Genomic DNA, 24,288 nt, shown 5'->3' on the forward strand with positions numbered 1-24,288 from the left:
CTCCTGGCTATCCCGCTGGGCGATCCGCTCGCGGGGAACCTTTCGGAGGCGCAACCGCAAGCCGAACCGCCTGGTGTCAGGTCGGGTGGTCGTTGGTGGGCGGAGTCCATTGACGCGTATTGACGAGGGGAACCGCGCCCGTCTCCCTCAGTCGGGCTGGTAGCCAGTGAATCTGGGCGACGGCATCGGACCATTCTCACCGCTGCCCATCCCGCAAGGAGCGGAACTGTTCGGCTGATCGACAGCTCCGGGACGAGTAACCGACCGTTGTCCGCAGCAGCCCCGGAATAGTTGTTGGTCAGCGCATTCCGAGGAGTCGGCGGACGGGTCCGCGTGTGCGTGTTGTCTTGATCGTCGTGGCCAGGCCGATGCGGCGGCCGGTGAGTGGGTCGGTGGCGGGGGGACCGCCGAACCCGGCTTCGGACGCGGTTTCGGGTGCGGCGTCGCGGGTGTCGGTGAGGTATTTGTCGGGGAGTGAGAGTTTCGCGATTGTGCGCCACGATTTCCAGTACTGCACTGCGAGTGGGCCGGTCGTGTACGGCAGGTCGTACTTGTCGCACAGCTGCTTCACGCGGACCGAGATCTCGTGGTAGCGGTTGGACGGCAGGTCCGGGAAGAGATGGTGCTCGATCTGATAGCTCAGGTTGCCGGTCATGAAGTCCATGACGGGGCCGCCCGAGATGTTCGCGGAGCCGAGCATCTGTCGCAGGTACCACTGGGCGTGCGTCTCGGTGTCGACGTCGGTCTTGGTGAACTTCTCGGCGCCGTCGGGGAAGTGGCCGCAGAAGATCACGGCGTTGGTCCACAGGTTGCGGACGAGGTTGGCGGTCGCGTTCGCCGTGGTGGTGGACTTCCACGCCGTGCCGGTCAGCGCCGGGTACACGACATAGTCTTTGAGGGTCTGCCGGCCGAGTTTGGCGAGCACTTCCTTGCCGCGCGTCTTGGTGAGTTCGCGGTCGTCCCGGCCGCGGGTCACTTTGCCCAGCTCGAGCAATTGGATGGCGAGGCCGTATTGGAACAGTGCCGCGAGGATCGCGTTGTAGGCGAGGTTGCCGAGGTAGAACGGCTTCCAGCGCTGGTCCCGGGTGACGCGGAGCAGGCCGAATCCTACGTCGTCGTCCATGCCGAGGACGTTGGTGTACTTGTGGTGCGCGTAGTTGTGGGTGATTTTCCAGTGTGCCGACGGATCGGCGTTGTCCCATTCCCAGTTCACGGAGTGCACTTCGGGGTCGTTCATCCAGTCCCACTGCCCGTGCATCACGTTGTGCCCGAGCTCCATGTTCTCGATGATCTTCGATAACGAGAGCATCCCGGTGCCCAGCATCCACAGCGTGCGCGTGCGGGAGCCGAAGAGTACCGCGCGGCCGCCGAGTTCCAGGCCGCGTTGCAGCCGGATGGTGTTGCGGAGGTACCGGGCGTCGCGTGCACCGCGGGATTCCTCGATGTCTCGGCGGATCGCATCCAGGTCGCGGCCGATGGCCTCGACGTCGGCGTCCGTGAGGTGCGCGTATTCCTTGATGTCTGATATCGCCATGAACCTACGGTACCGTAACTTACGGCCCCGTAGGTTACGGGCGAGTATTTTATGATGCGAATCACTTCGACTGGTGTACAGCATCTTTCGATGTCGAAAGTGCCTTGGACGAGCCACGGATCGCGCTCCCGGGCCTGCGGCGACGACCGACCACACCGTCCTGCAGGACAGTGCGGGCGGTCGTATCGCCGCGGGCCCGGTCGGAATGCGAGGGTCACGCGTCGGGCCGGTACCTCACAGCGTCGGCGTGCGTGCGCAGTGGCGGCTTCGTCAGGGGTGGGTCACTGGGTGAGGACGTCGGCACGGGGTCGGGGTGGAAGCGGGGGAGGGCGGCGGCGAGGGTGGACAGGTCGTTGCCGGTGCTGAGGACGGTGCCGTCGGGTCGGATGATGGCGGCGCGGGCGCGGCCGCGGCGTAGCCAGTGGTGCAGATCGGTGCCGGGTCGAGTCAGCAGGACTGTGCCACCGCGTTGTTCGATGTCGGTGCGTTGTGTCGTGGTCGGGGGGAGGGAGGTGACTACCGCGAACCGGCCGGCGGCGACCTCGGCGAATCGGCGGCCCTGGTCGAGGTCTGGATTCGGGATCAGGCGGCCCGCTCGGCTTCGGCGTAGTCGAGGTCGTGCTATCAGAGTGGAGCGGTGCAGGGCCGGGGTTTCGCCGTCCATGATCGTGTCGCCGAGGCCCGGGATGCGGTGCAGCAGTGGTAGGACGATGCGGCGGATGAGGTTGCCGGGTTCGCCGCCTTCGGTCATGGCCATTCCGACGAGCTTGGCGCGCCGGATCAGTGCGAGCGCGTGGGGTTTGCGTTCGATCTCGTAGGTGTCGAGTGCGCGTTCGGGCAGATCTCCGGTGAGGACGCCGGCAAGTTTCCAGGCGAGGTTCATCGCGTCGCGGATCCCTGCGCCCATCCCCTGTCCGATGAACGGTGGTGTGAGGTGGGCGGCGTCGCCGAGTAGGAACACCCGGCGGTCGCGCCATCGGTCCGCGATGTGGGCTTTGAAGGTGTACTCGGCCACGCGGACCAGTGCCAGGTCGTCGACCGGGGTGTTCCGTGTCCATGGGGAGAGGAGGGGTTGCAGTCGAGCCATGTCGCGATAGTCCTCGGCGCTCTCGCCGGGTTCGAGCCGGAACTCCCAGCGGTAGCGGGTGTGTCCGATCCGCATGTATGTTGCCGCGCGTACCGGGTCACACACCTGGTGGGCGCCCTCCCACGCGCCGAGGTCCGCGGTGGTCGCGACGTCGACGACCAGCCAGCGTTGGTCGAACTTCAGGTCCCTCATCGTTGCCTGAATCTGGTTTCTGACCAGGCTGTTGGCGCCGTCGCAGCCGAGGACGTATCCGGCCTGCACCGATTCCTGCACACCGGTGCTTCGGTCGGTGAAGTCGACACGAACGCTGCCGGCCTGGTCGTCGGCCAGCCCGGTGACCTCGACGTTGCCGCGGAGAGAGGCCTTCGGGTGCCGTGTCAGGTTGGCGCGCAGGATCTCCTCGAACTGCGGCTGGTCGAACATGTTGGCCTCGGGGTAGCCGTGGACGCCGGGACCGGGGTTTCGGTGGAACTCGGTGAGAACGCGCATGTTCCGGTCGACAAGCCGCAACCCGAGGCACGGCCGGGAGATCGCCGCGAACTCCTCGGCGATCCCGAGGTGCGCCACGATCCGGTGGATCTCACCGTCGAGGTGGACCGCCCGCGGCTGCGCATAGACGCCCTCCCAGCGCTCGAGGAGCAGGCACTCGACACCGTACCGGGCCAGCAGTGTGGCGGCGGTCAGTCCGGTGGGTCCGGCCCCGACGATGACGACCGGGACGACCTGTTCGCTCATCGGATCGATCCGAGCAGGACGACGAGGTAGGCCACGATCGCTGCGCCGACGACGATGGCGGGTGCCATCTCCCGCAGTCCGTCACCGTTGCGTACGTGTGTGACGACGGCACCGACCATCAGGAGTAGCAGCCCGATGCCGGCGGCGGCGCCGAGTGCCGGCACAACTCCGCCGATCAGGAGACCGACGGCACCGGCGACCTCGAGAGCGCCGATGCCCCGATACGTGCTGACGGGCATACCGACGTGGGCTGCTCGTTCCCGCATCGGGGAGGTTGCCGCTATCTTGCCGGCGCCGAGCAGGAGGTAGAACACTGCCAGGCAGAGTGCCAGAACTAGTGATGCGGTGGTCATGTGCGCACCGTGACCTTCCAATTGATCGCGTATCGGTTCAGGATCGCCTTGACCGTCGGTTCGCCGGCAGGTCCGTCGATCTCGACGGTGGCGAGGATCGAACCGTCCTCGACGGACACCTGGATGCTGTCGATGCCTGCGACGGTGGCGAGGGCGTGCTCGAGCTCGGCCCGTGTCGCGTCGGCGCGCAGTGCGAGTTTGTAGAGCTTGCCTACCGCCGTGACCGGCAGCGCCGGGAGGGTGGTGACCGCCTTGGGTGCGGCGGCCCGTTCGGGGACGCGCTCGCCCGCCCAGGCTTGCAGTTCGTGTGCGGTGATGTCGGCGTCGGCGGCAACGGTGACGTAGGCAACGGGTACTTCGCCGGCGTGGGCATCGGGGCGTCCCACCGCGCTGACCGCGGTGACCTGCGGATGGTCAAGGAGGACGTCTTCGATGACCGCCGGATCGATGTTGTGCCCGCCCCGGATGATGACGTCCTTCGCGCGTCCGACCAGGTGGATGAAACCGTCGCTGTCGATGCGCGCCAGGTCGCCGGTGTCGAGCCAACCGTCGACCAGTTTGCCCATACCGTCGAGAACGGGTCCGTGTTCGTCGTGGCCGGAAACATAACCGGCGAACACGGTCGGACCGCTGATCGCCAGCACTCCGGTCGCTCCGGTGGGCAGGTCGTCCCAGGTGCCGTCTTTGCGGACGCGTATCACCTTGACCTGCTGATAGGGCATCCGTACCCCGACCGAGCCAGGTCGTGGTGCGTCGGGAAAGCTGCGTGCACTCGCGCAGGTTGCCTCCGTCAGTCCGTAGCCTTCGAGCAGGGGCACACTCGTGTGGTCCTGAAACGTCGTGGCGACCGCGGTCGGCAGAGGCGACGCTCCCACCATGGCGAAGCGCAGACCACTGATGTCGGCGTCGACCGGGCGCTGCGCGAGGGCCGCGTAGACGGTGGGCACTGCGCTCATCGACGCGATGCGGTAGTGCTCGACGATCTTCCAGAATTCGCTGAACAGTGCCGGGTCGCGATAGCCGAGCGGGCCGGCCCACACCACACCCTGGCCCTTGAACAGCGGCGCCAGCAGCGTGACCATCACGGCATTGACATGGAACAGCGGCAGGGCAGCGAAGACGACGGCGTCCGAGTCCCACGACGAGTTCGCGGCCAGCATCCAGGCATCGGCGACCTCGTTGTCGTGGGTGTGGGCGGCCAGCTTCGGAACACCAGTGGTACCACCGGTGTGAAACAGTGCGGCCACGTCGAACCCACGGGGGGGATCACCGACGAAGTCGGAGGAATCGATATCGGCCGACAGCGCACTGAGATAGCCGATCCGCACTCCGTCGACCTCGGGCAGGTCCGCAGGCGCGCCGGCGGCTCCGGTGGGCCGCACGGCCAACACGGCATCCACCTTCCCGCTCACGGCAATCTGGTGCGCGGCCTCCCATGTCTGCGGCGCAAGTTCCGGTCCGGCCGCGACGAGTACCCGGGCACCTGAGCGGCGCAGCAATTCACCGATGTGCTGCTGCGACTGCGCGGCGTTGATGGGTGCAGCGATGCCGGCGAGTTGTGCGGCGAGAGTGGCGGGGATCAACTCGGCGCAGTTGGGCGCCATCACGGCGACCGCGTCGTGGCGTCGCACGCCCAGACGATGGAGCAGGTTCGCGTATCGATGAACATCGTCGCGTAGTTCGGAGAAGGTGCGCTGCACCGGCTCCCGCCACCGTGCCCCGTCGGGGAGGACGGTGAGCGCGAGCCGATCTGGCCACATCCGGGCCGCGCGGGTGAGCAACGCGTAGGTGGACTCGGGAAGCCCCCGATCGCGCAGCGGCACGGCCTCGATCGTGGTGAGATCCGTGGGCGTCGCGTAACGCGGCCACAGCAGGTCGGTGGTCATCGCGCGTACCTCACCACCGTGCGTTGGCGCCCCAAGTCGATGGCCCCGTCGTCGGTGGCGACGGTGGCTTCGATGAGGTCGCCGTCCTGCAGGTAGTTCGGATTCTTGGCCTGGCCCGCGAAGAAGAGCTTCCATTTGACTGCCGGCGGCAGCAGGGAGGAGAGGGTTGCGATCGGCTTCGGTGGGGCGCTCAGTGCCGTCCCGACCGGTGTTCCGGTCAGCAGCAAGTCCCCGGCATCGAGGCGTTGAAACCGGGTCAGCGCCTGCAGAGTCTCGGTCGGCTGGTAGATCATGTCGGCAACGGTCATGTTCTGGCGCGGCTCACCGTTGACCCAGAGCCGCAGGCGCAGGTCGGTGAACCGCTTCAGCTCGTCGCCGTCCAGCAGTACGAGCGCGGGGCCGACCGGGGTGAACGTCGGGTAGGACTTCGCTTCGTAGAACTGCGTTTTCGGAAGCTGGATGTCGCGCGCGGAGATGTCGTTGGTGACGACCAGGCCGGCCACGTGATCGGCGAGAGTGTCTGCGGTGATCTCGGTCCCGACCGGGATGTCGCGGGCGAGGACGAGCCCGATCTCCACCTCGTAATCCAGTAGTCGGACATGGGCAGGACGGATCACGTCGTCGGTGGGGCCGCTGATCGAGCCGGATGCCTTGCGGAAGAAGGTCAACGGAATGGTGTCGGGGTTCATCCCGGCGTCCTTGACGTGCGAGGCGAAGTTCGTCATCTGTGCGACCACCCGGCACGGGGCGGTGATCGGGGAGAGCAACGAGAGGGTCGCGACGTTTACGGTGCCCTTGCTGGACGCCGCGGCCTCGACGGCTGGTCGGTCGGTCAGCAGTTGGGCGGTGGTGGTGGCCTCGGTGTCTACCCGTGCGGCGCCGGTGGGTGTGTCGACCCACCAGGCGTCGGCGGTGCGGAGGACGGAGATGGTCATGAGCTGGCAACTTTCAGAAGGCCGCGGAGGCGGTGGAGGTCGAATTCGTTGTCGGCGCGCAGCGCGTGGACAATGGCGCGCAGTTCCTGGAGTGATTCCCGACCGGGGTTCACTCCGAGGAAGTCTTTGGTGGCGGGCGGCCCCCACTGGGACAGTCCGGACGCAGTCATCGGTGCCCAGCCCGCCTCGAGGGTGTCGTCGAAGAGATCGCCGTCGCTGAAGTGCTCGACCATGAATCCGTCGGGGTCGCGCCAGTAGTCGAAGATCTGGCTGCCCTGGATGTGTCGGCCGATGCCCCAGGACCGGCGGTAGCCCCGGTCGAGCAGGTATTCGCCTCCCGCGGCGAGGCCGTCGAGGTCGGCGACCTGATATGCCGAATGCACATAGCGGTTGGCCGGGCCGAGAACCATCGCGAGGGTGTGATGGTCGGTGGGCGTGGCGCCCCGGTCGCAGCGGATGAAGCTCATGATCGGACCCCGGGCCCGTTGCCCCGGGTAGTAGAGGAAGTCGCTGACGATCAGTCCGAGGTGCTCGAGGTACCAGTTGAGCGTTTCGAGGTACGTCGTCGTCTGGAGCACGACGTGCCCGAGTCGTTGCACGGTGGCCGGTGTGCGGGGCGGGCGCTGTGGGGCGTTCACCCGCCCGCCGTCGTGTCCGAAATTCAGGGGGAGCGGGGCCTGGTCGGACAGCGCCGGCAACTCGAACGTGTCGGACACGACGCGCACTCCCAGAGCGCTGGGATCGGTGAGATCGACCGTGATCCCGCCCAGACTCTCGGGAAGGGGCACGACCGCACCCCCGACCGCGTCCGCCAGTCGCAGCACGTCGGTCGCGTCGGCCGCCCGGAAGGCGGGACCGGCGAACCGCGACCGTGGACCTCGGCGGATGAGCACGCAGGGCGATCCGGGGTCCGTCCCGCGCAACTGCAGTTCGTGTGCGGTGCGAAGGGCCGTCGCAAAACCGAAGGCATGGGCGAACGCCTCCGCCCGATCGAGGTCGGGCTTTTCGAACTCCAGCCATGCGAGGTCATGGACCTTGATGATCGGCTCGGCGGCCCGCCCGCGGTGTTCGCCCGCCAGTGCGCCCTGCTGACTGTGCAGACCGGTATGCGGGTCGTGGCGGTCGTTCATTGACCTCTCCTCTCAATTAACTGAGGATATCGTCATTCACGAGGATATCGTCAGTCAAGGGGGTTTGAGGAATTCGTCAATATTGATGACGCGCGGTAGGGTGGGGCAGCGTCAGACGGATCAGGAGATGGGCACGCAGGCATGACCGAGCAGCTCACCGATGCACCGAACCGCCTGGACCGGCGCAAGGCGCATACCCGCACCGCGCTTGTACGCGCAGCCCGGTCGGTTACGCCGACGCCGACTACTTCGACGACGCCAGGAAAATTGCGGACCGCATCCGATTGCGTACCAAGCGTGGCCCGCGGCCGCGGGCCACACTCACCGCACGCCAGAACGTCACGGGCACCCGCGGCGTAGACGGGATGCTAATGGCTGGAATGGGATTGGTGCAGCGGTTGCTCGGACAAGGCAGATTCGAACCGATTCGCGCGGTGACCGAAGTGAGCGCGGCCAGCGAGGCGAATCGGGAAGAGATTCCCGTGGAGCAGGTCGTCGCGCTCCTGCGGGAGCGTGTGTACGGCGCGATGACGTGTTTGGCGACGCTCGCCGTCCTCGTCCGCTATACGGCTCCCGAGACGAGCCCCTGGGCTCGGGTCCTCGATGTCGCGGTGGCCACCGGCGGGCTCTGGGCGGCAAGCCTGCTGGCCGACTGGGTGGCACACCTCGGCGCGTACCACCGTGCTCCGCGCGGACGGGCGGCGCTGCGGATGCTGCAGGCCTCTGGCCAGATTGTGGAGGCCGCGGTCTTGCCCCTGCTGGTATTGGTCGCAGCCGCCGTCGGACTACTGAGCACATCCACAGCGATGTGGATCGCGATGTGGATCCTCGTTGTCGAACTCGGCGTCATTGCTCTGCTTGCCGTGCGAATGGCCCACTTACGGTGGTGGCAACAGCTGTTCACCATCACGGGTTTGGTCGGTGTGGGCGTACTTGTGGTCGGCATCAAGATCCTCGCCCATTAGGTCAGGCCGTGTGGCTGCTGCTTGCCGACTGGAGCAGCTGCCAAGTGTGAGGAATTCGTCAATATTGATGACACGCGGGTAGGGTAGGGCGAGGTCAGACGGATCAGGAGAAGGGCACCCAGGCATGACCGAGCAGATCACCGATGCACCGAACCGTCTGGAACGGCGCAAGGCGCGCACCCGCGCCGCACTCATACGCGCAGCCCAGTCCTTCATGGCGGCGGGGAAACTGACCGCCCCGATTCTCGAGATCACCCAGGCCGCTGATGTCGGAATGGGGTCGTTCTACAACCACTTTCAGACGAAGGAGGAGCTCTTCCACGCCGCCGTGGAGGAGGCCCTCGACCGCCACGGCGCGATACTCGACGAACTGACCGCCGATCTGGACGACCCTGCCCAGGTCTTTGCGCAGAGCTTCCGACTGACCGGACGCCTGCATCGCCGAAATCCCGAACTGAGCAAAGTTCTGCTCCGCGACGGGCCGAGTCTGGTCAGCTCGGACAAAGGCCTGGCGCCGAGAGCTCGCCGCGACATCGAGGCCGCTGCCCGTGCGGGCCGGTTCAGCGTGCGCGACCCCGAACTGGCCCTGACAATCACGGCGGGGGCCGCACTGTGCCTCGGGCAACTGCTGCACGACCACCCCGAACGTGACGACGCGGAGGACACCGACCAAGTCACCGAGGACCTGTTGCGGATGTTCGGCCTCCCGGCCGACGAAGCCCACGAAATCTGCCGACGCCCCTTACCCGACGCCGACGATCAACCCCACGGCGCAACCGCCACATAGCGTGTCCGGATGTGGCACAGGTTTCGCCGAGGATCGGGCTCCATGAACCGACGGTGCCGGCGTGGTGGCGCGACGGTATGCGCATGATTGGGCGCTCTTCGTCGACTGGTGCGACGCCTGCGAGCACTGCGCGCTGCCCGCGCACCCGTCGGTGCTGGCGGAATTCCTCGCCGACCACCCCGCGGCGGACGGTACCCAACGTCGGCGCATCACCGCGATCAATGCCGTTCACACCGACGCCCAGTTCCCGGCGCCGGGCCGCGCCGAGATGGTCCGCCAACTCTCACTGTGGGGCCGAATATCCCAATCACGTTGTTCGACGTGACAGTCGTGGCGTTCGTGGTGGATGGCCTTGCCGCCGACTTTCAGGTGGGGTGGCGTGCGATCCGGTTCGTGCGGCTGCAGCCTTGTACACGAGCATCCCGGTGATCCCGTATTGTGCGGTCCCTGCCGAATCGTGTTGACATTCACGAACCTGGTCCTCCGGCGGCAGGTCTACGGTCGCCTGTGGCGATTACCTTGACAGGCGAGTGCTCGGGGCCGGCGTGGCCGGCCACCGCTGTCTGGCACCTTTTCCAGGGTTGAACCCTTTCTCGGCAATCAGCGCATTGGGTTCTCCAAAATCGTTGATCTGGTTCGTATTCGGGTGCCGAACCGGGGTTCTCCGTCGGGTGGTGGGGGCGGTCGGGATGCCGCGCTGAACGCCCTCGTTATCGGGCGGAGCTCAGGTGCAGGGCGTCGGCGGTGGCCGGTGCCGGCTGCGGGGGCGCGAGGGGTCGTTGCTCGCCGCGGCGAGCTCGATTGGTGTGTCGTCTGCGGTCGGTTTCGGTCATGCCACCCCAGATTCCGTACGGTTCGCCCACCGCCAGGGCGTACTCGCGGCACTGGGTGAGTACGGGGCAGTCCTGACAGATCTGCCGGGCCCGCGATTCGCGTTGACCTCGGGCGGTACCGCGTTCGTTGTCGGGGGAGAAGAACACCGACGGTTCGATACCGCGGCACGCGGCGCCGTCCCACCATCCTTCGGGTCCGCTGGTGACCTGGTGGGTCGGCGTGGATGGGATTCGTGCGGGGCGCAAGTGCGGTTCCTTTCGTTCCCGAACGCGGGGACCTGTGGGGCAGATCCGGACGCGGGAAACTGATTTCTGTGTTGTCGATGTGTCGTGGGTATCGGTTGCGTCGGTCGAGTGTCCAATCCTCGGCGGTAACGGTGTCGGTGTGGCCTTCGATCGGGGTGATGCCCGTGTCATGGCTCCCGCCCCGGGGGGCCTTGGCTCGTGTGCTGTACGTATGCGAGATTCCCCTGCCGGCCACCCGGGAGGGATGGAGGATGATCACCCGATGGAAGCTGCGGTGCCCACCGTGAGGGTCGTGACGTTCGATCAGTTCGAGGACAGCTTTCCGGTGGTGGCCGCTTGCGGTGTCGGCAGGGATGACTTTCGGCGCTTCGGCGAGGTTGTCGCCAGGAATATTTGCGATCTGCCCTTCGCCGCCGCGGCGATTCGCCAGTACATCATCGATTGTACGGACCTGCCGCTCACCAAGGGCTTACGGGCGAGCAGCGGATTGTTCCGCGGGCTCGGTCCCCGTACGCGAGTCGAGCCGATCCTCGGGTGACTGGCCGGCTTTGCGCCGCTCGACCGGATGCTCGCGACCGAAACCCAGTCTGCGGCACGACCGAGCGCGTGGCCGCGATGGTTCGGACCGTATCGGCCGGCACTTGCCCCTCGGCGGTGATGTGTGGCCTCGGTCGGAATTCCTGCAATCCGCAGGTCAGAACCATTGCGGAGGGCGTATCGTAGTAGATGCGGATCAAGGAAAAAGATTGGTAATGATCACACCCTTGTGAAGCAGAGATTAGGCCGAGGGTGCGAAGTCACGCCCCCGGCCCGACCGCTGTTTCGGGGGTTTTACAGCGGCGCGAACGGGCGAGCACCCGGGAACACCCGGTGGCTGAGCGCCGGGCGGACTGGTCCACTGCGTGAGGAGCACGGCGCAGCGAAGCGATCTGCTCGGACGGGGGATGCCGGCCCCCACCTCACGCACCGAAGTGAGCGCAGCCCCTGGTAGCGCCCGCCGTGTACCCAGAGGCGGGTGCCGATCAGCTCCGCTCGAGGGGATGCCGGTACAAGGTGGTGCGCCCGACACCGAGGATCTCGGCGATCTCGCCCAGTTGCATCCCGGTCTCGCGCATACGCAATGAAACTACAGGTGTGCTGTTCGATCGATACGCCATCCCGAAGCCGACGTGACCCGGGTCCCGGCGGCGTGACCTGCCGGGACCGTGTCCGGTGGAGAGGTCAGGTCGTGGTGGTCTGGTCGGGTGAGTCGCTGGGCTCGATGACCTTGGTTTCCTCACGTGCCCCGGGGGTGATTTCGATGCGGCGCGGCTTGGCCCTTTCTGCCACGGGGAGGGTGACCGTCAGCACCCCGTTCTCGTAGGTGGCGGCGATGTGGTCGGCGTCGATGTCCTGGCCGAGGGCCAGCTGACGCAGGTAGCTGCCGGTGAAGCGCTCGGAGGTCAGCCACTGCACGTCGTGTTCGGTGCGTTCGCTGCGTTGGGCTTTCACGGTGAGGATGCCGCCGTCGACGCTGACGTCGACCGAGCCGGGGTCCACGCCCGGGAGGTCGGCGTGGAGGACGTAGTGATCGCCGGAGCGGTAGAGGTCCATCGGCATGAACCGTGGGGCCCGGGCGGATCCGGCCGACGTGCCGAGCAGCTGCTCGGTGAGTCTGTCGATGTCACGGAATGGGTCGGGATGAAGCACAGCAACCACCTCCTACATGTTGGTGGCCGCACCTCGCCATCGCGACGGGTGTCGGCTGGCTGCGCTCCTTCTAGTTTTGCACTGCACCTGTGCGGGCGCCAGGTGCGCTCGACGCCCGGTTCCGGCGGATTGCAAGGATTTCCGACCGAGGCCGCAAGTGTTTCGCGGACAGGTGCTGCCCGCTGCGTTCAGGCCACCGATCACCACGGCCCAGACCCCGCCGGGTGCGGGCCGGGAGGGCTGGGGTTTCGTCGTCCACCACCACTTTCCCCTGGTGCCAGCGAGAACAACCCGGCCGCGCCGGTCGGGTGATCGTGGCTCTGCGGCGGAGCAGACTTTCGCCGTGCTGCTCCGTGTGCGGGGTTGGATACACTACTGACATGCAGCGGGTTTCTCTCGAGGCCTTGGCTCGTCAGCAGCTGAAACAGGCGGCCACCGCGGGTGGTGGTCACACCGCCGACACCGTCTACGGCGGGCATGAGAAAGTGTTGCGGCAGACGGTGATCGGCATGATTGAGGGCGCGGTCCTCGGGGAGCATTCGAACCCGGGTGAGGCGACGGTGCAGGTCTTGTCCGGTCGGGTCAGGCTCTCGACCGGCGATCTGTCGTGGGAGGGGAGGGCGGGTGATCTGCTCATCGTTCCCGACGCACGGCACAGCCTCGAAGCGTTGGTGGACTCGGCGGTCCTGTTGACGGTCGCGAAGCTGTCGTGACCCCACCCCAGCAGCCCGGGTTGCAGGCCGGCCCCGGCGCATCGCTTCCGGTGCCGCCCGACGATGCGGGCCGCGACATCACCTCATGCGTCGAGAGCAGGCGCGATGCCGGGCAGGTGCTCGCCTCCGCCGCGGTTCCCAGCGCCGCACACCCTCGTCTGTGCTGGGATGTGCTCAGCCGGCGCAGTCCAGGCAGATCATCTGTCCACCGGCCGTGTCGACGAGGCGGCTGCGGTGATGGACGAGGAAACAACTGGTGCAGGTGAATTCGTCCGCCTTCTTGGGTATCACCCGGACCGTGAATTCCTCGCCGGACAGGTCGGCCCCGGGCAGCTCGAATGACTCCGCGGTGTCCGTCTCCTCGACGTCGGCGACGGCCGACTGCGATTCGTTCCTTCCGGCCTTCAGCTGGTCGAGCGAGTTCTCGGATGGCTCGTCGTCGGTGTTGGTAACTCTGGGTGCGTCGTAGTCGGTGGCCATGACCCTCCCTCTCGTCGGGCGTCTTCCCCGGAGCCGCCCCGCGATCGCGGAGGTCGATTGCATGTCAACGCTCTTGTGCCCGTAACCGGTCACGTGCGGGCACATCGGCACATTCGGTCCTGGGCCGGGTCCGAATGCTGCTCGCGATCGATGACGGAGCCGGACCCTGGGGTTCCGCATACACACGTCGGGCGGGCGCCCCTGACCCAAAGGGGGACCCGCCCGCGAGCACTGACCACTCGGTTACCAGGCGTGCATGGTTGCGCGGTGAAATGTGGCCTCGGCGTCAGGAGACATTTCCCGCCTGACGCAAGCCCACCGTGCTGAGCCCACTGTGGGGGCTTTGCTTTGCGTGGGTGCCTACAGCTCGTGCTGGGCGCCACAACCGAGAGGTGGAATCTTCTCTTCCGGTCCGACCTTGGTCTGTCGTGGATCCGTACCTCCGGTCTACGCCGCATCTCCAGTTAAAGCAACAGTAAAATACGGTCGGTCATCGCGCGACCTCGCGATTGAGCACATCACCGCCGACCTCACCCTGATCAAGCACCACTCCCAGGTAGATGCGGCCTACGTACTTCGACTCGGTCGCCGCCCTCGACAACAGGACGACGCTGCGCGACCACTGGGAGGCCGGACTCGGTCGCCGACGATTAGGTAGGAATACCGTCCTCGCTAACTCACGTCTCACCTGGACGTAACCTACGGTTGCGTAACCTGCGCTAGCGTAAATTCATGGCGATTTCGGATGTCACGGAGTACGCCCACCTGACCGGGGCGGATGTCGAGGCGCTGTGCGTCGAGTTCGACGCGATCCGGCGTGATATCGAAGCCTCGCGTGGCGAGCGTGATGCCCGGTACATCCGCACCGCGATCCGGCTGCAGCGGTCCCTCGAAATCGGCGGTCGCGCGGTCTTGTTCGCGAGTTGGTTCCCGCCGGCCTGGCTTGCCGGCACGACGATGCTCGGCACCGCCAAGATCGTCGAGAACATGGAGCTCGGCCACAACGTCCTGCACGGTCAGTGGGATTGGATGAACGATCCGGAGATCCACTCGTCGACGTGGGAGTGGGATCTCGCCGGCCTGTCGGCGCATTGGAAGCAGACCCACAACCACATCCATCACAAGTACACCAACGTGCTCGGGATGGACGACGACGTGGGCTACGACCTGTTGCGGGTCACCCGCGATCAGCGGTGGACGCCGTTGAGCGTCGGCAATCCGGTCTACAACCTGCTGTTGCAGCTGTTCTTCGAGTACGGGGTGGCCCTCCAGCACTTGGAGCTGGGCAGGGTGGCCAGGGGAGGTGTCGATCGTGTCGAGTTCGCGCGCCGATGCCGTGAGGTGGCCGGGAAGGTCGGTAAGCAGATCGCCAAGGACTATGTTCTCTACCCGGCGCTGACCGGCCCGGCGTTCCTGCCCACGTTGACCGCGAACCTGACGGCGAACATGATCCGCAACGTCTGGACCAACATGGTCATCTTCTGCGGGCATTTCCCCGACGGCGCGGAGAAGTTCACCGAGGCCGAGCTGGAGGACGAAACGCGGGGGCAGTGGTACCTGCGGCAGATGCTCGGCAGCGCGAATTTTCAGGCGGGGCCGGTGATGGAATTCATGAGCGGCAACCTCTGCTACCAGATCGAGCATCACCTGTTCCCCGATCTGCCGAGCAACCGGTTGCGCGAGATTTCCGTGCGCGTGCGTGCGCTGTGCAAGAGGTACGACCTGCCCTACACGACCGGCTCGCTGCCGGTGCAGTACCTGAAGTCGTGGCGCACCATCGCCAAGCTGGCGTTGCCGAACAAGTTCCTGCAGGCGACCGCCGACGACGCGCCCGAGACCGCGTCGGAACGCAGGTTCACCGATCCGAGGCCACAGTTCGACCCGGTCACGGGCAGACGCCGTGGGCTGTCGACAGCACTTCGCGATCGCGGGGGACTCTGACATCGCCCCCGGGCGGGACCCGAACACCGGCGCCCTCGCCGATCCGTTCGAGTATCTCGGCGCGGCAAGGCCCACCACGCTGTGCATCGGCCTGTGAGGGTGGCACCTCCGGTCGGCAGTTGCGCGGAGCCGGCTCGCCGCGGGCGTCGAGACAGTTCGGTGCGGCCGGAACGTCGAGCACCGCGGGCGTCGAGACAGTTCGGTGCGGCCGGAACGTCGATCACCGCGGTGGTCAGAGGTTCCGGGGATTGTGGCGCCGTATAGTCGAAGTGTCGGAGATACTTCGTACGCGGGCAATCGGGTCGCGTCGTCGTCGACTGGACAGTACCTGGCCGGTTCCCGGCCAAGGCGGGAGCGTCACATATGACGCACAGCAACCTTCGCACCATCGCGAACCATCTCGGCATCGGCATCGGCATCGGCATCGGCGTCGGCACGGCTCGGGCCGCCTCGCGTCGCGGGCCGCGGCGGCCGCACCTCGCCTCCCCGCCGCGCGACCGTATCGCGCACGAATCCGGCACAGGAGAAATCCGTTGACTGCGGGAGAGGGAACACGGCCGGAGCCGCGACAGCACGTTCTCGACCCCGTCAGGGGCGATGACAGGGCAGCCGCGGACGAAGCCGACGCCAAAATAACAGCGGCGCAGAGCGATCGGCGGCGCGAACACGATGCGGCCGAGCAGGAGGCGACGCGAGGAGCGGAGAAGGGCCGTCTCGCCGCTGAGGAACGCGCGCGTGCGCGCGTGCACGACGCCGAAAAGAAACGCCGTGTCGAGGACCTGCGCACGGCCGGGGACGTCGTCGACGCTCGAGACGACGACGCGCGCGCCCAGCAGAGGGCCCGAATGCTCGACGATGCCGCCGATACGGTGCGGTCAGAGGTCGAGAACGACCGTGGACGTCGCGCGGTGAACCTGTCCTCGCTCCGAACGGTACTGCGGGTGCAGTACGCCGTGGTCCGGCTGCCGCTCGCGGTGATCGACCGGCGAGTGGTGCAGTGGTGGGGCGCGCAGGCTCCGGTGCGGCGCGCCTACGAACGGGCGCTCGGCGGACTCGACGGCGTCGTCGGCGCGCTCCTCGGTGACCATGACCTGATCGATCGCGGTCATCGGATTCGCCGGCACGCCGACATGCTGACTCGTGCGGCGGTGCTCGGCGACAGGGCCAAACGCATCCGGGCCGATGCCGCAGAGCAGCTCCCCGACCGGCTAGACGAGGCCGCCCGACACACGGGGGCGGTCCGGCACGCGACCGACGCGGCGGTGACGGAGGCCGAGAACACCGCGGTCGAGGAGACGATGCGGGCCGGTGACCGCGCCGGCGCGCAGCTGGCGCGGCGCAAGGACCGGGCCGATCGCACCGCGGACGCCCGAATCCGGGCCGCGACCGCGGACCTGGACGCGATCCATCGCGAGAGCGACCGGACATAGGTCCGCCGCGTCCGAGTCATCGAGTCCAGGTTCGCTATCGCGGACGGGAGGACCTGGGTGCGCGATGGAAGGGTCCAACGGCGAGACTCGCACCCCTATCGGAGGCATTTCGTGCACTGACTGTCCATGGTCGCATCGTCCCTGATCTGACATATCCGGCCGATTTCGCAGCCGGGACAGGAGCGGCCGCCCATGCCGCAGCAGGCAGCATCCCGCGATCGTCCCCGACACCAGATTTCAGCCGAACACGCGCAGCGGCCGAGGGGTGAAACCGAAAGATCGGTGTGCCGGCTCTATCGACGGTGTCTGGTCGCCCCGCACCCGCAACCTCAGCGAGGTACTTCCGGACTTACTGGCAGTGTTGACGGTTCGGCTCGGCCCCAACGGTCGGGCCGTCTACGACCCCGCGGGGCCGGGCCGCGGTGCCCGGGCGGTCGGTCGCCGCGGGGTACCCGGGTCCGGCTCGATGCCTGCCCCTTCGAGCTGTTCAACACGATGCATGTCCTCGGTGCCGACGGCAGCAGGATCGTCCTGCAGGTGACACCACCGGGCGTCGCTGTCGGCTCCGAGCAAGTCGGGTCTGACGGCGCCCGGGAGTGCACCGGACAGCTCGGCGAAATCCGTCGACCGATGGGTGCGTGGGTGGCGCGCTCGGTCGTGCGGGAGCACGGTCGCGATTCGTCCGTAGGCGCCACCGGGTGGGGTACCCCCTGCGCGTAGCATGAGGTTGTCGGAGGAATTTTCGCACACGACCGTCCACGATCGTGTCACCGCCGGTAATGACGGTGGCCGCACGCGGTCACGGCGGGAGCGTCCTCATGACGCTACAACACGACCGAACCCTCCCCGAGCTACCGATGCACGTGATGATGCGGCAGCCGTCTGAGCGGCGGCAGGAGCGTTGACGATGAAACACGAGACGAACCCCATCTACTCCGGGCGCGGCCTGGGCCTGTTCCGCCCGACCTCCGACGGCGCGCAACCCTTCGACGAGCCCACCCGGACCCCGCGACTGCTGCTCCGCGCGCGCGACGACCATTCGGCCGGCGTGGACGGGGCGTGGTGGCCACGAACCACCAACCTGACCACCGAACTTCACGACCTGATCAGTGTGCTCGCCGATCGGGTGGGCACCACCGAGCAAGTCAGCTTCGACTGGAACTCGATGAGCGTCTCGCAACGGGGCATCGACCGTCCCGACGGGGTGCGCGTGTCCGGGCCCCTGCCGGACCAGCCACCGGACATCATGTACGTCTTCGGTACCGACGGTCGGCGGTGGGAGCTGCTGGTCGTCGCACCCCAGACGGACGCCGACGGCGCCTTCGACACGATGCAGAAGGCGGTGGGCGTCGACCCGCGGTAGCCCCAACCGTAGGATGTGGGAAATGCCTAGCAGGATTGCGCGGCGAATTTCGATACCCAGATTGGTATTCCGTTGAGGACAGCGGTTCCGGTCAGCGCGTCAGCCCTGTTCGGGTCGGTCAGAATGTTCGAATTTGTACCGGGTCGGTGCTCTGCCACGCCAAGTTGGGTGCCGAGCAGGTTATGTCCCCAACCATGCCGAAGGCTTACAACACCCACCCTGATGTTGATTCTGCTGAACAAGCTCCCCGACATGAGATCACGACTACCCATGCTTGAGAAGGCCCTCGCGGATTACCACGCGGGCCGCTACTACAGCACCGTGCTCGTCCTTCTCGCCGCCATGGACGGATTCGTCAACGACACCGACAAGCAGAACGGCCGCAAGAACCTCAACAGCCGTGACGCCGCCGACATGGTGCCGTGGGACAGCGTCGCCAGCCACCACCTGGGACTGAGCCATGCCCACAACACATTCAACACCGGCACCTACAAGACGGTCACCAGCGAGACCACCGAGCTCCTTCGCAACGGCATCCTGCACGGGATGATCGTCAACTTCGACAACGACATCGTCGCAACCAAAGCATGGAATCGGCTCTTCGCCGTTGTCGACTGGGCCAAGGCCCGGCAGAAACAGGCCAACCCGCCCAAGCCGAAACTCACACCGACCTCGTCCGACATCACTCGCCAGGCCCTCGAGCACAGCGACCGTCGCCGGCGCTTGGATGCGTGGCAGCAGCACGAGCACACAATCAGCTCGAACGTCGACGAGCACACCGACATCGACCGTGCCTGTCTCGACTTTCTGCAACGTTGGCAAGATCGGCAGTAGGGCCTGGTCGGCAAGCACTTCTACGTCAGCGGGAAACCGATTCCGTCGTCCAACAAGCAGGCGCATTGGCCAAGAACCTCTACGGCACCTCGCACTGACGTCCTGGTCTCTCGAACGCATTCGCCACAAAGCAGCCTCACTCGTCGAAGTGCACGCGACCCTGACAGTGAACGACAAGCCGCACACCGCCCTGATGCGATGGCTGTACTCGGACTGCAAGGGCGGCACCCTGTTCGACTGGCAGGACGGGGGAGTCTGGCAACTCTCGCCCTACGGGCCGGCCGTCTTCCTCACCGCGTCGCCGTAGGACTGCGCGCGTACCAGCCGGCGGTGCCCGACGGGCGGCAAAGGCTTCCGTGCCGATCGGTGAGCTCCTTTCCGCGGTCTCGAACGCTCTGCCGCAGTGGGTTTCGGTATGCTCGTTGTCGTCGGTGGCAACGCTGACGGCACGCGTGGGAGTGAGTTGCTGGTTTGGTCACCGGATTGCTGCTCCCGCGGGAGTGTCAGGCTTTCGATGGATCTAGCTCTGGCGCACCGGTTTAGCTCCAGATCGGGGCACTTCGGCCGTCGAACGGGCGTTCGGCGACGTGATCGCGGACATCGTCGCGGACCCCGGTCGACGTCCCAGTCCGCGCGCCGCAGCAGGCGTTGAATACCGTCCGGGCGGACTTCGCCCGTCCGCTCGGCGAGAGTCCACCCGTTCTTACGTTCCAGAGCCTTGGGCTAGACCGGCCACGTACTCCCGCGGCCGGCACGGGTGGCTGCTGGCAGCGTTCGGGGCGTGGCCACAAATCGTAAGGATTTGGCCGCTTTTGGGATGCCGTCGCCGGCGGTTCCCGGCGACACTGAGAACGTCGATGTCCCAGCCCCGCTCAGGGCCGTACAGAAGGGTGGCCGGTTATGCAGGTCGTCTCACCAGAGTCTCTAGGTTTCGACCCGTCTCGTCTTCACCGTCTCCGCGAAGTTCTGGACGCTGACATCGCGGACGGGAAGTATGACGGCGCACTCGTCGCCGTCGGCCGCGGAGGCAGGTTGGCCGCTGTGGAGGAGGTCGGCTTCTCGGATCGTCAGGGTCAGAAGGCGATCCGGCAGACCGATCTTCTTCTCACGATGTCGATCTGCAAGCAGTTCCTCAACGTCGTTGCCTTGAGCTTCGTCGAGCGTGGGCTTGTGCAGCTCACTCAGCCCGTCGCTGAGGTGCTTCCGGACTTCGGGCAGCGTGGCAAGAGCCGGATCGCCCTGTGGCACCTGCTGACACACACCAGCGGTGTGTTCTCTGGGGTGGCCCCGCTGCCTCCGGAGGACCTGCTTGAGTACGAGAAGTGGGTGGAGTACGTCTGTGGGACGGCGCCGGAGTGCGAGCCTGGATCGCAGGTGATCTACTCCCTGTTGGGTGTGCATGCGGTCCTTGCGTCGATGCTCGTCGCCGTCGATCCGGACAAGCGCACGCTGCGGCAGATCCTGCAGGACGAGTTGTTCGACCCGGTCGGCATGCATGACACGTCGTTGGGGCCCTCGGGTGACGGCCGGCCGATCGCGCCGGTCGTGCAGCGCTACGCCCGCCCGTCGGGCATCTTCGATGCTGCCGAGATCGAGGGTTTGGGTGGTCTCGTCACGGCCGAGGGTTCCGAGTTCCCTGGTGGTGGCGGTATCACGTCGATTCTTGACCTGTGGCGATTTGCGGAGATGTTGCGCGCCGGCGGTCTGGCCGGAGATCATCGGATCCTGTCGCCGGCGACGATCGAGCTGGCTACCCGGAACTGGACCGGCGACAAGGTGAACTCGTTGTTCAACTATGCCCTCGATGTGCGGGGGTGGCAGCCGTGGCCGGCGTCGGTCGGGCTCGGGTTCTTCGTCCGCGGCCAGGCCCTCACGCCTGGACCGCTGCCCAACCTCGCAAGTGCCCGGACCTTCGGTGGGTGGGGGGCGGGAAGCACGATCTTCTGGGTCGACCCCGAGCGGGACCTGACGTTCGCCATGCTGACGACGGGCATCCTGGAGGACACCGACCACATCGTGCGCTGCCAGAAGCTTTCCGATCTGGTGCTCGCCGCTGTCGTCGAGTGAGCTCGACGAGAATAGAGAAGACAGCGCAACGGCGTAGGATTTCGACATGTGGGATCCGAGGGTACCGCGGGGCACCGCCGCCGTCCGTGACCTCATCGTCACCAGTGAACTCAGTGCCACAGAAGCCGTTCGTGGCACCCCGGTGGCTGCACCGGATGTTCTCGACGCTCGGGGAGAGATCCGGCAGCGTGACGAAGTCATGATCGTGGCGAATGTCCTCCGTTCGCGTCCGGAGTACTCGGACGTTGGCCTGGACGCGGGGGCCCGGTGTTGTGTCGCGGATTTCGGCCTCGTCGGTCTCTTGATCCGCTCCAGCCGAAACTTCTCCGACGGTCTCACGGAATCCATTCGCTTCCAGAATCTGTGTCACCCGCTTCCGCGGAGTCGGCAGGTGCGGCAGGGACACCAACTGATCATCGAGATGGATCCTGGCCTCCTGCCTGCAGAGATGCAGGAGGTCGTGGTCGACTACCAGCTTGCTGCGATCGCACAGGTGTGGGAGGAGCTGGGTGCGGGCCGTCCCGCTCGTGTGCTGGCGCTGAACCTGACCGGGCCGCCGCGGCCGCATGCCGCGCGCTACGGGGACCTGTTCGGGCGGCCGGCGAGGTTCGGTGCGCCCCGGAATCAGCTCGTCCTCGACGCGATGCCCTTCGACGAGCCGCTGGCGTCTGCGGCGGGAACTGCGATTCCACAGCTGGAGGAGGGATGTCAACGGCTTTTGATGCGCCGGCACGCGAGGGTGGGGGTCACGGGAGCCGTGCTCGACTGCCTGGAGCGGTATGACGGCCGGGCGGGACTCGAACTGGTGGCCGATGATCTGGCGTTGTCTGCCCGGTCACTGCGACGGGCATTGCTCGCGGAGGGGACGTCGTTTAGGAGCCTGGAAGGTCAGGTCGGCCTCTCCAGGGCGGTGCGACTTCTCGAGACGAACGATCTCTCGATCGACCAGATCAGCAGCACACTCGGCTACAGCGCGACCCCTGCGTTCACGTATGCATTCAAGCGTTGGACGGGCACGACTCCGGCAGCTTTTCGACGACGGGCCGAGCGCCTCCTCGACGAAGGCTCGTGATCTGAGAGTCCGCCAGGAGCTGCTCGGCGGACGCCCAGAGTTGAACAACACCAAAGATTTACCGCGGCGGCGAGAGTGGTCGCCGTCGACTCCGAATTCGCTCTCCGGAGCGGAGCGGACGGCCAGGCACGGAGAAACGTGAGACCTGCTGCACATACCGCAACCACGTACTGACAATGGCTCGACCAGAAGGAGACTTTTCATGCCCACATTCAGCGGCAAGACCGCCATCGTGACCGGAGCAGCCGGCGGGATCGGCGGTGGGGTCGCGCTGCGTCTCGCCGAAGGCGGAGCCGACCTCGCCCTTTTCGACATCAACGAGGCCGACATCGAGCCGATCGCCGGGAAGTGTCGCGCCGCCGGCGTGAACGTCACCACCGCGATGGTCGACCAGACCGACCCCGGCTCGATTCAGCAGGGCATCGACCGGGCGGTCGAGCAGCACGGCGGCGTGGACATCCTGTCCGCCAACGCCGGGTATTGCGCCCTGTCGACTCTGCTGCAGCAGCCGCTCGACGAGTGGAACAAGCACCTCGCGATCAATCTCACCGGAACCATGCTGCTGGCCCAGGGCGTCGCCCGGAACATGGTCGAGCGCAAGAGCGGTGGAGTGATCGTGATCGTCTCCTCCGGGGCTGCCGTCCAGCACGTCGATCAGGCATCCGCATACTCCGTGAGCAAGGCCGGAGTCAAGATGCTGACCGAATGTCTGGCCTCCGAGCTCGGGCCGCATCGCATCCGCGTGAACGGCATCATGCCGGGCCTGATCGAGACCGGCATGGTCTCCCCGATCTTCGACCTGAGCCCCACGTCCAAGTCGCATCTGACCTCGCGGACCCCGGTCGGGCACTTCGGGACACCGGACGACGTCGGCGCGCTGGTCGCCTTCCTCGCGTCGCCGGATGCCCGATACATCAACGGTCACTCGGTCATGATCGACGGCGGCGCGCTGCTCCACGATTTTCAGTGGTTCCACCAGGACTACACCGAATCGCACACCGAGAACTGGACGCTGATCTGAGAAGTCGACGCGTGGCCTGACGCGGGCACGGATACGCGCAGGCCGCATCGCAAAAGGAGCACGCGCTGCCACGCGGGGTACGCCCGCTTCGCCGGCACCTTGGTGAACGAGCGGTCAGGAACAGTTGCGGCGCAGGGTTTTCGCGACACCGCGTAATACAGACCCGTGTGCGTGATGCACGTATGGCAGATCTGCCGATTCGAAAGCCGAAGGAGCTGTGAGCATGGGACGGATGCAGGATATGGTGGCGATCGTCACCGGCGCGGCCAGCGGAATCGGTGCTGCCGCCGCGCAGCGCCTCGTCGAGGAGGGTGCGTCTGTCCTTCTGGTCGACCGGAGCGAAGAGAACCTCGAGCGCGTCGCTGCAGGTCTCGACGGGAACGTCGACATCGCGGCCGCCGACATCTCCGACCGCGGTCAGGTCGACGACTACACCAGGCGGGCCGTCGAGAGGTTCGGCGGGCTCGACGCGGTGCTCCTCAACGCCGGGATCTTCGGTGATATGGCGCCGGTGGACGCCTACGACGAGAAGCGTTTCGACGAGGTCATCTCGGTCAACGTGAAGGGGACGTGGCATGGTCTGCGTGCGGCGGTACCGCATCTTCGCAACCGTGGTGGCGGCAGCATCGTCGTGACGTCGTCGACCCAGGGCCTCTCGGCCTACTTCCACTCGTCGCCGTACACGGCGAGCAAGCATGCCGTCGTCGGCATTGCGAAGAACGCGGCGATGGATCTGGCGCGGGACAACATCAGAGTCAACACCGTCCACCCCGGCATCATCGATACCCGGATGATGGGCGAGCTCCACGAGACTGCGAGCCCGCAGGACCCGGATGCGGCCATGACGGCGTTCGCCACGTCGATCCCGATGGGTCGGTACGGGCGACCGGCCGAGATCGCCGATCTGATGCTCTTTCTGGCGAGCAACGACTCGTCCTACTGCACCGGTGGAACGTTCGTCGCCGACGGCGGCCTCACCGCGTTCCACGGCGGACCGATCCCGGACTGAGGACCGACCGGCAGCGCGGTCGCCGGCCGCGGTTCGAACGGCAACCAACCCAGTACCGGATCGGCACTCTGGCATGGTCGTGTCGCCGGCCGGCGGCCGGTGCTGACCGATCCGCACTCTCTTCCCAAGTCAGACAGGTCTAGCGGTCCGCCGCATCGTGCTGCGGATCGATACCACC

General features: G+C 66.4%; 26 protein-coding genes and 2 pseudogenes. 17 read left to right on the top strand and 11 right to left on the bottom strand.

Translation table 11 applies throughout. The features are described from left to right. Positions 1–298: 298 nt before the first annotated feature. The 6 genes from BLV94_RS01825 to BLV94_RS01850 all read right to left on the bottom strand — a co-directional run bounded on the left by BLV94_RS01825 (position 299) and on the right by BLV94_RS01850 (position 7,660). Complete coding sequence (locus BLV94_RS01825; protein ID WP_072947438.1) at positions 299–1,534, bottom strand: fatty acid desaturase family protein; 1,236 nt, start codon at positions 1,532–1,534, stop codon at positions 299–301. 214 nt (positions 1,535–1,748) lie between these two features. Continuing rightward, a complete protein-coding gene (mhpA, locus tag BLV94_RS01830) occupies positions 1,749–3,356 on the bottom strand; it encodes a bifunctional 3-(3-hydroxy-phenyl)propionate/3-hydroxycinnamic acid hydroxylase MhpA (RefSeq protein ID WP_083395419.1) in 1,608 nt (535 codons plus the stop codon). Continuing rightward, positions 3,353–3,709 (bottom strand): DoxX family protein, encoded by a 357-nt coding sequence (locus tag BLV94_RS01835; protein WP_072947437.1) that lies wholly within the window; start codon positions 3,707–3,709, stop codon positions 3,353–3,355. Before BLV94_RS01835 ends, mhpA begins: the two co-directional genes overlap by 4 nt. Continuing rightward, on the bottom strand, positions 3,706–5,595 hold the full coding sequence (locus tag BLV94_RS01840) for an acyl-CoA synthetase (RefSeq protein ID WP_072947436.1): 1,890 nt from the start codon (positions 5,593–5,595) through the stop codon (positions 3,706–3,708). Before BLV94_RS01840 ends, BLV94_RS01835 begins: the two co-directional genes overlap by 4 nt. After that, on the bottom strand, positions 5,592–6,530 hold the full coding sequence (locus tag BLV94_RS01845; RefSeq protein ID WP_072947435.1) for a fumarylacetoacetate hydrolase family protein: 939 nt from the start codon (positions 6,528–6,530) through the stop codon (positions 5,592–5,594). Before BLV94_RS01845 ends, BLV94_RS01840 begins: the two co-directional genes overlap by 4 nt. Next, positions 6,527–7,660: a VOC family protein gene (locus BLV94_RS01850; protein WP_072947434.1), complete on the bottom strand. Its 1,134-nt coding sequence runs from the start codon at positions 7,658–7,660 to the stop codon at positions 6,527–6,529. Before BLV94_RS01850 ends, BLV94_RS01845 begins: the two co-directional genes overlap by 4 nt. A 141-nt stretch (positions 7,661–7,801) precedes the next feature. On the opposite strand from BLV94_RS01850, the pseudogene BLV94_RS50220 reads away from it, so the two are divergent. The 4 genes and pseudogenes from BLV94_RS50220 to BLV94_RS01865 form a co-directional block, all read left to right on the top strand. Next, a pseudogene (locus tag BLV94_RS50220) lies at positions 7,802–7,888 on the top strand (TetR/AcrR family transcriptional regulator); the annotation flags it as partial. Between the two features lie 152 nt (positions 7,889–8,040). After that, positions 8,041–8,625 carry a hypothetical protein gene (locus tag BLV94_RS01855; RefSeq protein ID WP_072947456.1) on the top strand — a complete coding sequence of 195 codons (585 nt, stop codon included), beginning with the start codon at positions 8,041–8,043 and terminating at the stop codon, positions 8,623–8,625. Positions 8,626–8,749: 124 nt separating this feature from the next. Then, positions 8,750–9,412 (top strand): TetR/AcrR family transcriptional regulator, encoded by a 663-nt coding sequence (locus BLV94_RS01860; protein WP_072947433.1) that lies wholly within the window; start codon positions 8,750–8,752, stop codon positions 9,410–9,412. Positions 9,413–9,473: 61 nt separating this feature from the next. Beyond that, on the top strand, positions 9,474–9,737 hold the full coding sequence (locus BLV94_RS01865; protein ID WP_371851597.1) for a hypothetical protein: 264 nt from the start codon (positions 9,474–9,476) through the stop codon (positions 9,735–9,737). Positions 9,738–10,122: 385 nt separating this feature from the next. Here BLV94_RS01865 and BLV94_RS01870 read toward each other — a convergent pair whose 3' ends face one another. Then, positions 10,123–10,491 (bottom strand): WhiB family transcriptional regulator, encoded by a 369-nt coding sequence (locus tag BLV94_RS01870; protein WP_083395420.1) that lies wholly within the window; start codon positions 10,489–10,491, stop codon positions 10,123–10,125. Between the two features lie 292 nt (positions 10,492–10,783). On the opposite strand from BLV94_RS01870, the gene BLV94_RS49220 reads away from it, so the two are divergent. Continuing rightward, positions 10,784–11,029: a DUF1931 family protein gene (locus BLV94_RS49220; protein WP_167372094.1), complete on the top strand. Its 246-nt coding sequence runs from the start codon at positions 10,784–10,786 to the stop codon at positions 11,027–11,029. A 484-nt stretch (positions 11,030–11,513) separates the two neighbouring features. Here BLV94_RS49220 and BLV94_RS48310 read toward each other — a convergent pair whose 3' ends face one another. Further along, a complete protein-coding gene (locus tag BLV94_RS48310) occupies positions 11,514–11,606 on the bottom strand; it encodes a helix-turn-helix domain-containing protein (RefSeq protein WP_072947431.1) in 93 nt (30 codons plus the stop codon). 106 nt (positions 11,607–11,712) lie between these two features. Continuing rightward, positions 11,713–12,180: an Hsp20/alpha crystallin family protein gene (locus BLV94_RS01885; RefSeq protein WP_072947430.1), complete on the bottom strand. Its 468-nt coding sequence runs from the start codon at positions 12,178–12,180 to the stop codon at positions 11,713–11,715. Between the two features lie 380 nt (positions 12,181–12,560). Here BLV94_RS01885 and BLV94_RS01890 point away from each other — a divergent pair, with 380 nt between their 5' ends. Further along, complete coding sequence (locus BLV94_RS01890; RefSeq protein ID WP_072947429.1) at positions 12,561–12,893, top strand: cupin domain-containing protein; 333 nt, start codon at positions 12,561–12,563, stop codon at positions 12,891–12,893. Positions 12,894–13,067: 174 nt separating this feature from the next. Here BLV94_RS01890 and BLV94_RS01895 read toward each other — a convergent pair whose 3' ends face one another. After that, positions 13,068–13,373 (bottom strand): DUF4193 domain-containing protein, encoded by a 306-nt coding sequence (locus BLV94_RS01895; RefSeq protein ID WP_072947428.1) that lies wholly within the window; start codon positions 13,371–13,373, stop codon positions 13,068–13,070. A 732-nt stretch (positions 13,374–14,105) separates the two neighbouring features. Here BLV94_RS01895 and BLV94_RS01900 point away from each other — a divergent pair. From BLV94_RS01900 to BLV94_RS49230, 7 genes are all read left to right on the top strand, one after another. Next, the gene (locus tag BLV94_RS01900) at positions 14,106–15,314 is read left to right on the top strand and encodes a fatty acid desaturase family protein (RefSeq protein WP_072947427.1); all 1,209 of its coding nucleotides are present in this window, start codon (positions 14,106–14,108) and stop codon (positions 15,312–15,314) included. A 363-nt stretch (positions 15,315–15,677) separates the two neighbouring features. Next, entirely contained in the window at positions 15,678–15,851 is a 174-nt protein-coding gene (locus BLV94_RS49225) for a hypothetical protein (RefSeq protein WP_167372095.1), read from the top strand. Continuing rightward, positions 15,848–16,744 (top strand): coiled-coil domain-containing protein, encoded by an 897-nt coding sequence (locus tag BLV94_RS01905; protein ID WP_143051304.1) that lies wholly within the window; start codon positions 15,848–15,850, stop codon positions 16,742–16,744. Before BLV94_RS49225 ends, BLV94_RS01905 begins: the two co-directional genes overlap by 4 nt. Before the next feature lie 265 nt (positions 16,745–17,009). After that, entirely contained in the window at positions 17,010–17,285 is a 276-nt protein-coding gene (locus tag BLV94_RS51950; RefSeq protein WP_371851596.1) for a DUF5994 family protein, read from the top strand. A gap of 366 nt (positions 17,286–17,651) precedes the next feature. After that, entirely contained in the window at positions 17,652–18,107 is a 456-nt protein-coding gene (locus tag BLV94_RS01915) for a DUF5994 family protein (protein WP_072947424.1), read from the top strand. A gap of 270 nt (positions 18,108–18,377) precedes the next feature. Next, on the top strand, positions 18,378–18,941 hold the full coding sequence (locus tag BLV94_RS01920; protein WP_143051305.1) for a hypothetical protein: 564 nt from the start codon (positions 18,378–18,380) through the stop codon (positions 18,939–18,941). A 166-nt stretch (positions 18,942–19,107) separates the two neighbouring features. Further along, positions 19,108–19,248 carry a hypothetical protein gene (locus BLV94_RS49230; protein ID WP_167372096.1) on the top strand — a complete coding sequence of 47 codons (141 nt, stop codon included), beginning with the start codon at positions 19,108–19,110 and terminating at the stop codon, positions 19,246–19,248. A gap of 268 nt (positions 19,249–19,516) precedes the next feature. Here BLV94_RS49230 and BLV94_RS01925 read toward each other — a convergent pair. Next, a pseudogene (locus BLV94_RS01925) lies at positions 19,517–19,692 on the bottom strand (IS701 family transposase); the annotation flags it as partial. Between the two features lie 149 nt (positions 19,693–19,841). Between BLV94_RS01925 and BLV94_RS01930 the strand changes: the two are divergent. The 4 genes from BLV94_RS01930 (at position 19,842) to BLV94_RS01945 (ending at position 24,110) form a co-directional block, all read left to right on the top strand. Next, positions 19,842–21,008, top strand: coding sequence for a serine hydrolase domain-containing protein (locus BLV94_RS01930; protein WP_072947422.1), 1,167 nt, complete (start codon positions 19,842–19,844; stop codon positions 21,006–21,008). A 46-nt stretch (positions 21,009–21,054) separates the two neighbouring features. Beyond that, on the top strand, positions 21,055–22,080 hold the full coding sequence (locus tag BLV94_RS01935) for an AraC family transcriptional regulator (protein ID WP_072947421.1): 1,026 nt from the start codon (positions 21,055–21,057) through the stop codon (positions 22,078–22,080). 202 nt (positions 22,081–22,282) lie between these two features. Beyond that, positions 22,283–23,101, top strand: coding sequence for an SDR family NAD(P)-dependent oxidoreductase (locus BLV94_RS01940; RefSeq protein ID WP_072947420.1), 819 nt, complete (start codon positions 22,283–22,285; stop codon positions 23,099–23,101). Between the two features lie 223 nt (positions 23,102–23,324). After that, on the top strand, positions 23,325–24,110 hold the full coding sequence (locus BLV94_RS01945; RefSeq protein ID WP_072947419.1) for an SDR family NAD(P)-dependent oxidoreductase: 786 nt from the start codon (positions 23,325–23,327) through the stop codon (positions 24,108–24,110). Positions 24,111–24,288: the final 178 nt, after the last annotated feature.

Source organism: Rhodococcus koreensis, from assembly GCF_900105905.1.
Classification (GTDB): Bacteria; Actinomycetota; Actinomycetes; order Mycobacteriales; family Mycobacteriaceae; genus Rhodococcus_F; species Rhodococcus_F koreensis.